Below are 12,511 nucleotides of genomic sequence, written 5' to 3'. Positions count from 1 at the left end.
TCGCCTTGCGCCTCGCGCTCCGCGAACTTCGCGGCGGCCTCAGCGGCTTGCGCCTCCTCGCGGTCTGCCTCGTCCTCGGCACGCTGGCGCTAAGCGGCGTCGGCAGCCTGTCCGGCGCGATCCGGCAGGGTCTGAGCGACAACGGCCAAGCGATTCTCGGCGGCGATCTCGAGGCGCGGCTGACCCAGCGCAGCGCCACCCTGGCCGAGCGCGCCGAGCTGGCGAAGCTGGGCACCGTGTCCGAAGTCCTGCGCCTGCGCGCCATGACCGGGCGGCCCGGCAGCGACGAACGCAGCCTCGCCGAGCTGAAGGCTGTCGACGCGCGCTATCCGCTCTATGGCAACTTCACGCTGGGCAATGGCGTGCGGCTGACCCCCGGCACGGCGGCGATCGCGCAAGCGATGGCTGAGCGGCTGGCACTCAAGACGGGCGACCCGCTGGCGATCGGCACCGCGACCTTCCGCGTCGCCGGGATCATCGACTCCGAGCCCGACAAGGCGGGCGCCGGCTTTGGCCTCGGCCCCGGCGTCATCATCAATTTGGCGGACCTGCCGCGCACCGGGCTGATCGAGCCGGGCAGCCTGTTCCGCGCCAACTACCGCATCCGCCTGCCCGCTGGGGAGTCGCCAATCGCCGCGGTCGCTGCCCTGCGCCGAGCCAGCCCTGATGCCGGCTGGCAGATCGGCACGCGCGACAACGCCGCCCCCGGTACGACGCAATTCGTCGATCGCCTTGGGCAATTCCTGACTTTGGTGTCGCTGACCGCGTTGATCGTCGCGGGCGTCGGCGTCGGCAACGGCGTCAGCGCCTATCTCGACGCGAAAAGCGGCACGATCGCGACGTTGAAGAGCGTCGGCGCTGATGGCGGGCTGATCTTTCGCAGTTATCTGATCCAGATCGGCGTGGTTGCGCTGGCTGCGGTGATCGTCGGTGCAGGGCTCGGCGCAGCCGTGCCTTACGCGATGGTCGCGGTCGCAGGCGATGCGCTGCCTGTGCCGCCGGCGCTGGGGCTGTACCCGGCGCCGCTGCTCAGCGCCTGTGCCTATGGCCTGCTGATCGCACTGGCGTTCGCCCTGTGGCCGCTGAGCAGCGCCGCCCGCCTGCCCGCCGCGCGGTTGTTCCGCGATGCGGTCGAGGCACGCGCCTGGCCGGGTGCCTGGCCGGTCGTGCTGATCGGCGCGGCGGCGGTCGGGATCGCGGCGCTGGCGGTGTTTCAGTCGGAGGACCGGCTGTTCGCGGCGGCGTTCATCGCCGGGGCGCTGGCGTTGCTGCTCGTGCTGGGCGCGATGGCGGCGGCGATCAAATGGCTCGCGGCGAAAGTGCCACGGCCGCGCAACATGCTGGCGCGGCTGGCGCTCGGCAATCTGCACCGTCCGGGGGCGTTGACCCGCCAGCTGGTGGTTGCGCTGGGCCTCGGGCTGACGCTGTTCGCGACGCTGGCGGTGATCGAGACCAACCTCGACGGGCAGATCGCGCGGTCGCTGCCCAAACGCGCGCCGAGCTTCTTCATCATCGACCTGCCGACCGATGGGATCGCCCAGTTCGGCCAGGTCGTGCGCACCAACGCACCGGGCGCGACGACGCGCACCGTACCGTCGCTGCGAGGGCCGGTCACGGCGGTCAACGGCGTCCCCGTCGCGCGGCTGAAGAACCTCAGCGACGACGCGTGGATCCTGCGCGGCGACCGCGGGCTGAGCTATGCCGCCGACTTTCCGCCGAACAATGTCCTGACCGGCGGCAAATGGTGGCCGGCGGACTATAGTGGCCCGCCACTGATCTCGATCGACGAGGTCGCGGCCAAGGCACTCAACCTCAAGATCGGCGATACCCTGACGGTCTCGGTGCTCGGCGTCGACGTGACCGCCAGGATCGCCAGTTTCCGGCGCATCGATTGGCAGTCGCTTGGGTTCAACTTCGCGATCCTGTTTGCGCCCGGAACGCTGGAGGGCGCGCCGCATAGCTGGATGGCGACCGTGTCTATGGCACCGGCGCAGGAGCGCGGCTTCGCTGGAGCGATGACGCGCGCCTTTCCGACCGCGACCGTGGTGCGGATCAAGGACGTCCTTGGTCAGGTCTCGACGATCCTCGGGCAGCTTTCGGCGGCGATCCGCGCGGCGGGCTCGTTGACGCTGGCGGCAGGGATTGCCGTGCTGATCGGTGCGCTGGCCGCCAGTCGCCGGGCGCGGACCTATGACGCGGTGCTGCTCAAGGTGCTGGGGGCGACACGCGGCCAGATCGTGCGCGCGACGCTGCTGGAATACGGGCTGCTCAGCGTCATGGTCGCCGGGCTGGCGCTGCTGCTCGGCGGCGGCGCCGGCTGGTACGTCGTTACCCAGACCTTCAAGCTGACATGGCAGCCGGATTGGGGGCCGGTGATCGCGACGGTGGTGATCGGTGGGGCGGTGACGGTGCTGCTCGGACTTGCGGGAAGCTGGCGGGCGCTGTCCGCCCGGCCCAACGAGGTGCTGCGTACGCTTTAGGGCCAAGGGCTTGAACTAAGGCATTCGCAAGACGATATTGTCGGTATCCCGGCAAGGTGCCGGACCTGGAGGGAAAGTTTTCACCATGGCCAATCAGTTCGACCCGCGCATCGCCTATCCGAGGGCGACCGTCGGCGCCGAGGTGGGCGATACCAGCTTCGACGCAGGCCTGCGCTCGTACATGCTGTCGGTGTACAATTACATGGCAAGCGGCGTGCTGTTGACCGGTGTCGTTGCGCTGTTCTTCGCGCGCGGTGGCCGGGAGTCGATCGCGGCCCAGATCTTCATGCAGCCCGGACCCATGAAGTGGGTCGTCCTGCTGGCGCCGATCGCGCTGGTGATGGTGCTGAGCTTCGGCATCAACAAGCTGTCGGAAACCAGCGCCAAGGCAATCTTCTGGCTCTACGCTGCGTTGATGGGCGCGTCGCTTTCGACCGTGCTGCTGGTTTACACCGGCGCGTCGGTAGCCAGCACCTTCTTCGCCACGGCCGCCAGCTTCGCCGCGCTCAGCCTGTACGGCTACACGACCAAGCGCGACCTGTCGGGCATGGGCAAGTTCCTGATGATGGGTGTCGTCGGCCTGCTGGTCGCGATGGTCATCAACATGTTCACCCAGTCGGGCACGATGTCACTCATCATCTCGATGATCGGCGTGCTGCTGTTCGCTGGCCTGACCGTGTACGACACGCAGAAGATCAAGCAGATGTACTACCAGGTGCAGGGCTCGGACTTCGTTGGCAAGTCGGTGATCATGGGCGCGTTGACCCTGTATCTCGACTTCATCAACCTGTTCCTCTTCCTCCTGCGCTTCATGGGCGACCGCCGCTAAATCGCGACGCTCGTCAGGACGATACGGCCGCCTCGACCCAGTCGAGGCGGTCTTGTCCGAAGAACATCTCGTCACCTATGAAGAATGTCGGCGCGCCGAACACGCCGCGTGCCACGGCCTTCTCGGTCTCGGCTTTAAGCGCCGATTTGACCCACTCGTCCCCCGCCAGCGCCAGCGTTTCCGCCGCGTCGAAATTGGCGGCGGTCAGCACCTCCGCCACGATTGCCGGATCGCCCATGTCGCGCGGCAACGACCACATCGCGTTGAAGATCGTATCGACGTACGGGGCATAGCGCGGCGTGCCGCGCAGGCCCGTCGCCATGCGCATCAGCATAATCGTGTTGATCGGAAAATGCGGGTTTTGCTGAAGCAGGATACCGTGCACCTTGGCGTAGCGTGCCATGTCGATGTTCATATAGGCGCCCTTGGCCGGCACCACCGCGGGAGAAGTGTTGCCCGTCGCCTTGAACACTCCGCCGAGCAGCACCGGCACATAGTTCGCCGTCGCCCCGGTCCGCGCTACCACACCCGCTAGCCGCTTGTGCGCCAGGAAGGTCGTCGGCGAGCCGAAATCGAACAGGAACTCGATGTGGCCGGGCATCAGAACTTCTCCGTCCAGGGCCTGAGATCGAGTTCGTGCGTCCAGGCGTCGCGTGGCTGGGCGTGGAGCATCGCATAGGACGCCGCGATGTGGTCGGGGTCGAGGATACCGTCCTCGGCCTTTGCGGCATAGCGGTCGGGGAAGTTATCGCGGATGAAGGCGGTGTCGATGGCGCCATCGACGACGACGTGCGCGACGTGGAGCCCCTGCGGCCCGAACTCCCGCGCCATCGACTGGGCCAGTGCCCGCAACGCGTGCTTGCCGCCGGCGAACGCCGCGAACCCGGCACCGCCGCGCATCGACGCGGTCGCCCCGGTGAACAGGATCGTCCCCCTGCCCCGCGGCAGCATGTGCCGCGCTGCCTCGCGCCCGGTCAGGAAGCCGGCCAATGCGGTCAGCTCCCAGATCTTGCGATATTTGCGTGCCGTCTCGTCGAGCAACGGCGACGGCACGTTGGCGCCGATGTTGAACACCGCCACCTCGATCGGGCCGATGTCGGCTTCGACCTTGGCGAACAACGCGGTCATCGCGTCCTCGTCGCGGGCATCGCAGGGCATCGCCACGGCGCGGCCACCCTCGGCTTGGATCCGGTCGACCAATGGCACCAGACCGTCCGCCGACCGGCGCACCGGTACGGCGACCAGACCAGACTTGGCGAATACCCGCGCAATGGCGCCGCCGGTCGCGTCGCCCGCACCGATGACGATCGCCGCGCCGGTCATGCTCGCTTCGGCCCTTCGTGCAACGGGAACACCAGGCACGACGTCGTCGCCGTAGCGAGCACCCGCCCCGAGGAGTCGGTCAAGGTGCCGCGCGCCGTCGCCACCCGGCGGCCAGAGCTGATCACCTCGCCACGCGCCGACACCGGGCCGGTCGCTGCCGTCATCGCCCGCAGATAGGTGACGTTGATATCGATGGTGGTGTAGCCGATGCCCGCCGCCAGCGTCGTGTGCACCGCGCAGCCCATGCAGCTGTCGAGCAGCGTCGCCGCAAAGCCGCCGTGGACGGTGCCGAGCGGATTGTAGTGCTGCGGGCCCGGTGTCGAGACGAACTCGACCCGCCCCCGCTCGACTTCGCCGAGGCTGAAATCCATCAGCTTGCCGATGCCGGGGCGGGACATCTCACCCGCCGCCAGTGCCTGCATCAGTTCGAGGCCGGAGCGGGACTGCATCGCCTCCAGCGGCATTGGTCCGCTCGCTTCTTCCGTCATGACTTTACATGCCGGTTGCAGCGCTTGAGCTCGGCCTCGCCAAAGCTGATGCCGCCGACTGCGAAGGCGTTGACCCGACCGTTGACCGCGGCGACGGCGGTGCACGCTGCGACTGCAGCGCCGGTCGCGGCAAGCGTCGTGCCGGTGCAGCTATCACCGGCGCAATGCCAGATGCCGTTTTCGCTGACGACGCGATCCGCTCGCGCCGGTGCCGCCAAGGTAGCGCTGCCGTCGATCGGCGCAGCAAATGCCGGCGCTGCCACGATTGCTGCAATTACACCTATCAGGGCGAGTTTGAAGTTCTGCATTTGTCGGTCCTTCATCACAGTTTGGAAAATGAATCGTCGAGGATGTAGTGAAGCGCCGCGATGCGGGATTCGCCCAACACGTCGCGAAGATGCTTCTGCGCCGCGTGCCAGGCGACCCCGGCCTCGCGGACCCGCACGGCACCGTCTTCGGTCAGCCGCAGCAGCTTGGCACGCCGGTCATCCGGGTCGGGCTCTACAGTCAGCAGTCCGTTGGCTGCCAAGGGCTTGAGCAACCGAGACAAGGTAGAGGCATCGGTCGACAGCTGCTCCGCCAACGCAGCGATGCCGACACCACGCGACCGCCGCAGCCCGGCAAGAATGCCGAGCTGGCCGATGGTCAGCCCGTGCGGGGCCAGCGCCTCGTCGAAGATCTGCGTCACCTTCCGCGCAGTGCGCCGCAGCTTGAGAGCCGCGCACTCGCCGACCTTGCGCGTGAAGCGCTCGGTCTCTGGGTCGGGCTTGGCGTCAGGCATAGCTGGATGTTTATAGTAGATGCAATTGCATGTAAATCCCGTCGCTACCCTCCCTGCGCCTTCGCGGGGAGGGTAGCAAGCACTACATCATGCCGCGCTTGTCCTCGGGTAGCAGGGCATCGTCGATCTCGCGGGCGCGGGCAGCGGCGGGGCGGGACTTCAGGCGGTCGCTATACGCTTCGAACGCCGGCGTCTTCGGCAGGCTGCCGAACAACATACCCCAGATGAGTTGCGACCCGACATAGACGTCGGCGGCGGTGAACTGCTCCCCGCAGATGTATGGACCCGACTGGACGGCCCCTTCGAGCGCCGCGACGACGGCAGCCATGTTGCGGTAGCCGACCATCTTCTCTCGCTCTGCCGGCACTTCGACACCGAGCGCCTTGTTGGTGATCGCGGCCTCGACCGGCCCGGCGGCGTAGAACAGCCAGCGGTAGTAAGCGGCACGGCTCGGCCCCGGCGGCGGTATCAATCCGGCCTCGGGGAAGGCATCTGCGAGATAGGCGCAAATCGCGGCGCATTCGGTGACGACGGCGCCGCCGTGGGTGATCGCCGGGACCTTGCCCATCGGGTTGATCGCCAGATAGTCCGGGGATTGCATCGAGTCGTAGTCGAGCACCACCGTGCGGTACGGCTCGCCGACCTCTTCCAGCATCCAGCGGACGATGCGGCCCCGCGACATCGGGTTGGTGTAGAAAACGAGCTCGCCGGCCATGTGTGATCTCCCTGACCGATCTTAACCCGACTTCATGACACGAAAAAGCCCCGCCCGGATGATCCGGACGGGGCTCGTTTCAGTCCTGCGTCTTCGCGTTAAGCGTCGATCAGCGGCTCACCGGTCTCGATCGACGGGCCTCCCTCGGTCGACGGTCCGTTGTCCACCGCCGGCTTGCCCTTGCGGCCCTTTTTGGGCTTGGGCACGCCGGAGGTGATCTCGAAGGCAAGTGTCGCGTCCTTGACGTGGACGCGGACCTCGCCGCCGTTGACCAGCTTGCCGAACAGCAGCTCCTCGGCAAGCGGCTGCTTGATCTTCTCCTGGATCAGGCGGCCGAGCGGACGAGCGCCGTACAGCTTGTCGTAGCCGCGCTCGATCAGCCAGTCCTTAGCATCGTCGTCCAGCGCGATGTGGACGTCGCGCTCCTGCAGCTGCAGCTCCAGCTGGAGGACGAACTTGTCGATGACGCGGCGGATGACGATCGGCGGCAGATAGTCGAACGCCACGATCGCATCGAGACGATTGCGGAACTCGGGGGTGAACATCCGCTTGATCGCCTCCTCGTCCTCGCCTTCGCGGGCAATCGAGCCGAAGCCGACACCCTCGCGCGCCATGTCGGCTGCCCCGGCATTGGTCGTCATGATCAGGATGGTGTTCCTGAAATCGACGGTCTTGCCGTGGTGGTCGGTCAGCTTGCCGTTATCCATGACCTGCAACAGGATGTTGAACAGGTCGGGATGCGCCTTCTCGATCTCGTCGAGCAGCAGCACGCCGTGCGGGTTCTGGTCGACCGCATCGGTCAGCAGGCCGCCTTGGTCGAAGCCGACATAGCCCGGCGGCGCACCGATCAGCCGGCTGACGCTGTGCCGCTCCATGTACTCGCTCATGTCGAAGCGGGTCAGCGGGATGCCAAGGATCGACGCCAGCTGGCGCGCCACCTCGGTCTTGCCAACGCCGGTCGGGCCGCTGAACATATAGCTGCCGATCGGCTTGTTCGGCTCGCGCAGGCCGGCGCGGCTGAGCTTGATCGCCGAAGCGACACGCTCGATCGCCTTGTCCTGCCCGAACACTACCCGCTTGAGGTCGGCCTCCAGCGTGCCCAAAGTGACCTTGTCGTCGCTCGACACCGACTTCGGCGGTATCCGCGCCATCGTCGCGATGACGGCTTCGACCTCCTTGACGCCGATGACCTTCTTGCGGCGGTTCTCCGGCAGCAGCATCTGCGACGCACCGGTCTCGTCGATCACGTCGATCGCCTTGTCCGGCAGCTTGCGGTCGTTGATGTAGCGCGCCGACAGCTCGACCGCGGCCTTGATCGCCTCGGGCGTGTACTTCAGCTTGTGGTGCAGCTCGTAGCTGGAGCGCAGGCCCATCAGGATCTTGACCGAATCCTCGACCGAGGGCTCGTTGACGTCGATCTTCTGGAAGCGCCGCAGCAGCGCGCGGTCCTTCTCGAAGTGGTTGCGGAACTCCTTGTAGGTCGTCGAGCCGATGCAGCGGATCGCACCGCTGGACAGAGCCGGCTTGAGCAGGTTCGACGCGTCCATTGCGCCGCCCGACGTTGCACCGGCACCTATGACGGTGTGGATCTCGTCGATGAACAGCACCGCATGCGGCAGCTTCTCAAGCTCGTTGACGACGTTCTTCAGCCGCTCCTCGAAGTCACCCCGATAGCGCGTGCCGGCCAGCAGCGAGCCCATGTCGAGCGAGTAGATTATCGCCGGCTTGAGCACGTCGGGGACCGAACCCTCGACGATCTTGCGCGCCAGCCCCTCGGCGATCGCGGTCTTGCCGACACCGGGATCACCGACATACAGCGGGTTGTTCTTGGACCGGCGGCACAGGATCTGGATGGTCCGGTCGACCTCGGCATGGCGGCCGATCAATGGATCGACCTTGCCCAGCTTGGCCTTTTCATTGAGGTTGACGGTGAACTGCTTCAGCGCCGACTCATTGGCCTTGGCACCCGGCTTGGCGCCCTGCTCCTTGGGCTCCTCTTCCGACTTGTCGGGGTTCGGCGCGCCCTTGATGGCGCGGGTCTCCGAAGCGCCCGACTTGGCGATGCCATGGCTGATGAAGCTGACCGCATCCAGGCGGGTCATGTCCTGCTGCTGCAGGAAGAACACCGCATGGCTCTCGCGCTCCGAGAACAGCGCGACCAGCACGTTGGCGCCGGTGACCTCCTCGCGGCCCGACGACTGGACGTGCAGGATGGCGCGCTGGACGACGCGCTGGAAACCGGCGGTCGGCGACGGATCGACCGAGGCGTCGGCCTTGAGCGCCCCGAGTTCGGTATCGAGATAGTTGGTGACCTTGCCCGCCAGGTCGTCGATGTCGACCGTGCAGGCCTTCAGCACCGCCGCGGCATGCGCATCGGCGGTCAGCGCCAGCAGCAGATGCTCCAGCGTAGCATATTCATGATGACGGCGGCTCGCCTCGGCGAGGGCGTTGTGGAGGCTGTGTTCGAGTTCACGCGTAAAGGAGGGCATTTCATTCTCCCGTGCGGCGCCGAGATACGCGGCACCGCGTCAGTCCTGAATGTCACCCTGCATTGCACAAACATCAAGGGGGGTGCGACGGGATGAGTGTCGCGGGTCCGGTAGTCCCGGTGTCCTGTCCGGAATCGGGCTAGCGCTCGCCTTTCGCCGATCAGCACCGTCCGCTTGGCGCGTCGTCGACTTAGATGGTTTCCCGGAGCGGTTGCGCCGCCAGTCGATCAGCAACATCACGTCGAAGGGGCGCCCGTAAAAAATGAAATGACGATGCGCAGGCTCGGGTCAGCGCTGCTTCCTGGCAATCGTCGCGGTGAAATCGGGCTCCTTGCTCGCCACCCAATCGACGAACTTGCGCACGTTGGGGTTATCCAACAGTCCTTCCACGGCCAGTCCATGACGCTGCAGTTCGGAGTTGGTGAAATTTGCCATGAGCGTTTGCTGACAGATCGGGTGCATCGGCACCACGTCGCGGCCGCCGCGGCTCTTGGGCACGGGATGGTGCCAGACGATCGTCTTGCCGGTCGGTCGGCCGCACAACCAGCAGGCGACGACCGCTATGGGCTCATCCTCGCGCTGCGCGTCGCCATAGGGGTCGAGTCTGGAATTCCTGCGCGCCATGCACCTGCCCGTCGAGTGTTCAGCGCCATCTACAAGGGTGCGGTCCGCAACGCCAATTCCACAGCCGAGCGGATGCGAAAGGCCCGGACTTCGCAGTCCGGGCCTGCACATCCAATCGTCAGCGTCGGTTACGCGGTGACGAGGGTCTCGCGACGCCGGCGCAGCGCTGCACCGGTCATGCCGAAGCCGCCGATCATCAACGACCAGGTCGCCGGCTCAGGTACCGCGCCGCCGATGCTCAGGTCATCGACCGCCCAATTATCGCAGCAGCTGCCACTATTGCTGATTTGCAGGAAGCGGAAGCTGGTCGATGCGCCGCCCGCGATGCCGGTGAGGCTGATCGTCGTCCAGTCGTCGGTGGCCGTGGTGATACCACCGATGTCGCTCGGGCCGTATTGACCAAGGCTGATCCAGTCGATCCCGTCGTTGGAATACGACAGGTTGACCGTCTCGTTGAGATCGTCCTGACCCTCGAAGTAGTTATAATTGCGGTTATAGCTACCGGTGATGATCTTGAAGGAGATCGATGCGTTGCTGCCGACGGCAAGCGGCGCAACTACCAGCGAGCGCTGCCCGTCGCCACCGAAGTAAAGCGCGTTGCCGGTCGGGAACGCTTGCGTGTCGTCCGGATCGCTGAACACGCCACCGCCGCTGACGGTATAGGCGGACGCATTGAAAGTATCGAAGTTGTCGGTGAACGCCGCTCGGGCAGTAGTGGCACTGCTCACGGCAACAGCTGCCACAGCCAATATCTTAAGATTGTTCATTAATTCCCCCATGTACGCTCTCCGCGAAAAAACCCTGTCCGCGGCTGCAAGCGGCTAAGCAATGCCTGTGCCAAAATAGTTACCAACCTCTAACGTGCTGTAACTACAGCAAAGAATGACCTTTCAGGTGATGTCTTGGCAGGGAGGTGTAAAATAATCCGACGAACAGCATTAAGACCAGCAAAACACCCGTTAATCGCCATAAAGCTGCGCTGCGCAGCGAGCGCGTTCGGCGGCTTTGGCCGAGGCTCGGCGCTTCGAACAAGCTGCAGCTTGCTGGCCGGTTGGAGGGTTCCCCAAACGTCAAGCCGCTGTTACCCAAGGTGCAGCGTCGCGTTCGACGATGCTTCGGGGAGATTGTCTTGAGCCAGGAACCTGCGCCACGGACCGAGCGCGTCGGGGGGCCATATGCCTGGTACGTCCTGGTCGTCCTGGTCGTCGTCTACATCTTCAATTTTATCGACCGGTCGATCCTGACCATCCTGGGGCCGTATATCCAGAAGGACCTCGGGCTGTCGGACGGGCAGCTTGGGCTGTTGTCGGGCACGGTATTCGCGTTGTTCTACGGACTGTTCGGGCTTGCCTTGGGACGGTTGGCGGATACCTGGGTACGGACGTGGACGATCGCGCTGGGCCTGTCGATCTGGTCGGGCATGACTGCGCTATCGGGCTTTGCCACCAATTTCGGCGCGCTCGCGGCCGCCCGCGTCGGTGTCGGGATCGGCGAGGCGAGCGCCTCGCCCGCCGCCTATTCGCTGATCGGCGACTGGTTCCCCAAGGCAAAGCGCGCCACCGCTCTGTCGATCTATTCCAGCGGCATCTTCATCGGTGCCGGCCTCAGCTTCGCGATCAGCGGCGTCGTCGTGCAAGGCTGGAACAAGGCGTTCGAGGGCGGCGGCGCGCCGCTCGGACTGGCCGGCTGGCAGGCGGCGTTCCTGATCATCGGTATCCCCGGCCTGATGCTGGCGGCGTTGGTGATGACGTTGCGCGAGCCGCCGCGTGGTCTGGCCGACGGCCTGCTGACCAAGGGGCCGCGCGAGCCGCACCCGTTCCGCAAGACCGCCGCCGAACTCGGCACCGTGCTGCCGCCGTTCACCATCATCAACCTGCGCCGCATCGGCGCCCCGGCCTCGGTCGTCCGCAACAATTTGCTGGCGATGCTGATCGCAGTCGGCGTCGCCGTGCTGATGACGCGCTTCACCGACTCGCTGGTGCCGCCGGCCAAACTGAAGACCTTGTTCCACGTCGGCGGGGTCGCCTTGACCTCGAACGCCATCCAATGGGCGGCGATGGCGCTGGGGCTGTACGGCGTGTTCAGCTGGTCGCAGTCCTTGTCGGTGCGCGACAAGCCGTTGCACGAACTGATGTGGCGAACCCCGGTGTTCCTGCAGGCGCTGGGCGCGGGCACTCTGATCTCGTTCGGCAGCTATGCGGTCAGCGCCTGGATCTACATCTATGCCTTCCGAAGGCTGGGCGCGACGCCGGCCGAGGCTGGCGTGGCGCTGGGCCTGGGCGCGGCATTGGGCGGCTGGATCGGCACGTCGATGGGCGGCATTGTCGGCGACGCCTGGAAATTGCGTTCCGGCACCGGACGGCTGAAGCTGACGCTGATGGCGTCGGTGCTGCCGCTGCCGATCGCATTTTACGCCTTTGCGACGCACAGCCTGCCGACCTTCTATCTCTGCTATTTCCTGGTGTCGCTGATCGGCACCTTCTGGCTGGGCGGCGTCACCGCGACGATGCAGGACCTGGTGCTGCCCCGCATGCGCGGCTCGGCTGGCGCGATGTTCTTCATGGGCACGACACTGATCGGGCTGGGTAACGGCCCGTATTTCGTCGGGCTGCTGAGCGATGCGACGGGCGATCTCAAGCTGGCGATCCTGTCGACCTACATCGGCGCGCCGATCGTCTGGCTGCTACTCACCTTGGCGATCCGGGGCCTTCCGACAGCCGAGGCGAGCCGTGTCGAGCGGGCCAGGCTGGCCGGCGAACCTGTCTGAACCGAGGAAGCAATT

12 protein-coding genes are annotated in these 12,511 nt (G+C 65.8%); 3 read left to right on the top strand and 9 right to left on the bottom strand.

Annotated features, from left to right (window positions below; translation table 11 throughout):
- Nucleotides 1-5 precede the first annotated feature (5 nt).
- Both ACOFKW_RS10125 and ACOFKW_RS10120 read left to right on the top strand, forming a co-directional pair.
- Nucleotides 6-2,480, top strand: coding sequence for an ABC transporter permease (locus ACOFKW_RS10125; RefSeq protein WP_419814030.1), 2,475 nt, complete (start codon nt 6-8; stop codon nt 2,478-2,480).
- 85 nt (nt 2,481-2,565) lie between these two features.
- Nucleotides 2,566-3,309, top strand: coding sequence for a Bax inhibitor-1/YccA family protein (locus ACOFKW_RS10120; RefSeq protein ID WP_419814029.1), 744 nt, complete (start codon nt 2,566-2,568; stop codon nt 3,307-3,309).
- A gap of 13 nt (nt 3,310-3,322) precedes the next feature.
- Here ACOFKW_RS10120 and ACOFKW_RS10115 read toward each other — a convergent pair whose 3' ends face one another.
- From ACOFKW_RS10115 to ACOFKW_RS10075, 9 genes are all read right to left on the bottom strand, one after another.
- Nucleotides 3,323-3,910 carry a 2-hydroxychromene-2-carboxylate isomerase gene (locus tag ACOFKW_RS10115; RefSeq protein ID WP_419814028.1) on the bottom strand — a complete coding sequence of 196 codons (588 nt, stop codon included), beginning with the start codon at nt 3,908-3,910 and terminating at the stop codon, nt 3,323-3,325.
- The gene (locus ACOFKW_RS10110; RefSeq protein ID WP_419814027.1) at nt 3,910-4,632 is read right to left on the bottom strand and encodes an SDR family NAD(P)-dependent oxidoreductase; all 723 of its coding nucleotides are present in this window, start codon (nt 4,630-4,632) and stop codon (nt 3,910-3,912) included. The genes ACOFKW_RS10115 and ACOFKW_RS10110 overlap by 1 nt, the downstream gene beginning before the upstream one ends.
- Nucleotides 4,629-5,120, bottom strand: a complete 492-nt coding sequence (locus ACOFKW_RS10105; RefSeq protein WP_419814026.1) for a PaaI family thioesterase — start codon at nt 5,118-5,120, stop codon at nt 4,629-4,631. Before ACOFKW_RS10105 ends, ACOFKW_RS10110 begins: the two co-directional genes overlap by 4 nt.
- Nucleotides 5,117-5,428 carry a CC_3452 family protein gene (locus ACOFKW_RS10100; protein WP_419814025.1) on the bottom strand — a complete coding sequence of 104 codons (312 nt, stop codon included), beginning with the start codon at nt 5,426-5,428 and terminating at the stop codon, nt 5,117-5,119. Before ACOFKW_RS10100 ends, ACOFKW_RS10105 begins: the two co-directional genes overlap by 4 nt.
- Before the next feature lie 14 nt (nt 5,429-5,442).
- Nucleotides 5,443-5,901 carry a MarR family winged helix-turn-helix transcriptional regulator gene (locus ACOFKW_RS10095; RefSeq protein WP_419814024.1) on the bottom strand — a complete coding sequence of 153 codons (459 nt, stop codon included), beginning with the start codon at nt 5,899-5,901 and terminating at the stop codon, nt 5,443-5,445.
- Between the two features lie 82 nt (nt 5,902-5,983).
- A complete protein-coding gene (locus tag ACOFKW_RS10090) occupies nt 5,984-6,616 on the bottom strand; it encodes a glutathione S-transferase family protein (RefSeq protein ID WP_419814023.1) in 633 nt (210 codons plus the stop codon).
- 98 nt (nt 6,617-6,714) lie between these two features.
- Nucleotides 6,715-9,105 carry an ATP-dependent Clp protease ATP-binding subunit ClpA gene (gene clpA, locus ACOFKW_RS10085; RefSeq protein ID WP_419814022.1) on the bottom strand — a complete coding sequence of 797 codons (2,391 nt, stop codon included), beginning with the start codon at nt 9,103-9,105 and terminating at the stop codon, nt 6,715-6,717.
- 288 nt (nt 9,106-9,393) lie between these two features.
- Nucleotides 9,394-9,729: a hypothetical protein gene (locus ACOFKW_RS10080; protein ID WP_419814021.1), complete on the bottom strand. Its 336-nt coding sequence runs from the start codon at nt 9,727-9,729 to the stop codon at nt 9,394-9,396.
- Nucleotides 9,730-9,857: 128 nt separating this feature from the next.
- Entirely contained in the window at nt 9,858-10,457 is a 600-nt protein-coding gene (locus tag ACOFKW_RS10075) for a PEPxxWA-CTERM sorting domain-containing protein (RefSeq protein ID WP_419814020.1), read from the bottom strand.
- Nucleotides 10,458-10,858: 401 nt separating this feature from the next.
- On the opposite strand from ACOFKW_RS10075, the gene ACOFKW_RS10070 reads away from it, so the two are divergent.
- On the top strand, nt 10,859-12,496 hold the full coding sequence (locus tag ACOFKW_RS10070) for an MFS transporter (protein WP_419814019.1): 1,638 nt from the start codon (nt 10,859-10,861) through the stop codon (nt 12,494-12,496).
- Nucleotides 12,497-12,511: the final 15 nt, after the last annotated feature.

It is taken from the genome of Glacieibacterium sp., assembly GCF_965200405.1.
GTDB lineage: Bacteria > Pseudomonadota > Alphaproteobacteria > Sphingomonadales > Sphingomonadaceae > Glacieibacterium.
Note: the sequence above shows the minus strand (reverse complement) of the source record. Positions and strands in the feature narration are given on the sequence as shown.

What these genes read in the sequence shown, in the direction of transcription:
- ACOFKW_RS10095 (WP_419814024.1), bottom strand. Translation starts at nt 5,901, where the DNA reads ATGCCTGACGCCAAGCCCGACCCAGAGACCGAGCGCTTCACGCGCAAG.
- ACOFKW_RS10115 (WP_419814028.1), bottom strand. Translation starts at nt 3,910, where the DNA reads ATGCCCGGCCACATCGAGTTCCTGTTCGATTTCGGCTCGCCGACGACC.
- ACOFKW_RS10120 (WP_419814029.1), top strand. Translation starts at nt 2,566, where the DNA reads ATGGCCAATCAGTTCGACCCGCGCATCGCCTATCCGAGGGCGACCGTC.
- ACOFKW_RS10080 (WP_419814021.1), bottom strand. Translation starts at nt 9,729, where the DNA reads ATGGCGCGCAGGAATTCCAGACTCGACCCCTATGGCGACGCGCAGCGC.
- ACOFKW_RS10100 (WP_419814025.1), bottom strand. Translation starts at nt 5,428, where the DNA reads ATGCAGAACTTCAAACTCGCCCTGATAGGTGTAATTGCAGCAATCGTG.
- clpA (WP_419814022.1), bottom strand. Translation starts at nt 9,105, where the DNA reads ATGCCCTCCTTTACGCGTGAACTCGAACACAGCCTCCACAACGCCCTC.
- ACOFKW_RS10090 (WP_419814023.1), bottom strand. Translation starts at nt 6,616, where the DNA reads ATGGCCGGCGAGCTCGTTTTCTACACCAACCCGATGTCGCGGGGCCGC.
- ACOFKW_RS10105 (WP_419814026.1), bottom strand. Translation starts at nt 5,120, where the DNA reads ATGACGGAAGAAGCGAGCGGACCAATGCCGCTGGAGGCGATGCAGTCC.
- ACOFKW_RS10110 (WP_419814027.1), bottom strand. Translation starts at nt 4,632, where the DNA reads ATGACCGGCGCGGCGATCGTCATCGGTGCGGGCGACGCGACCGGCGGC.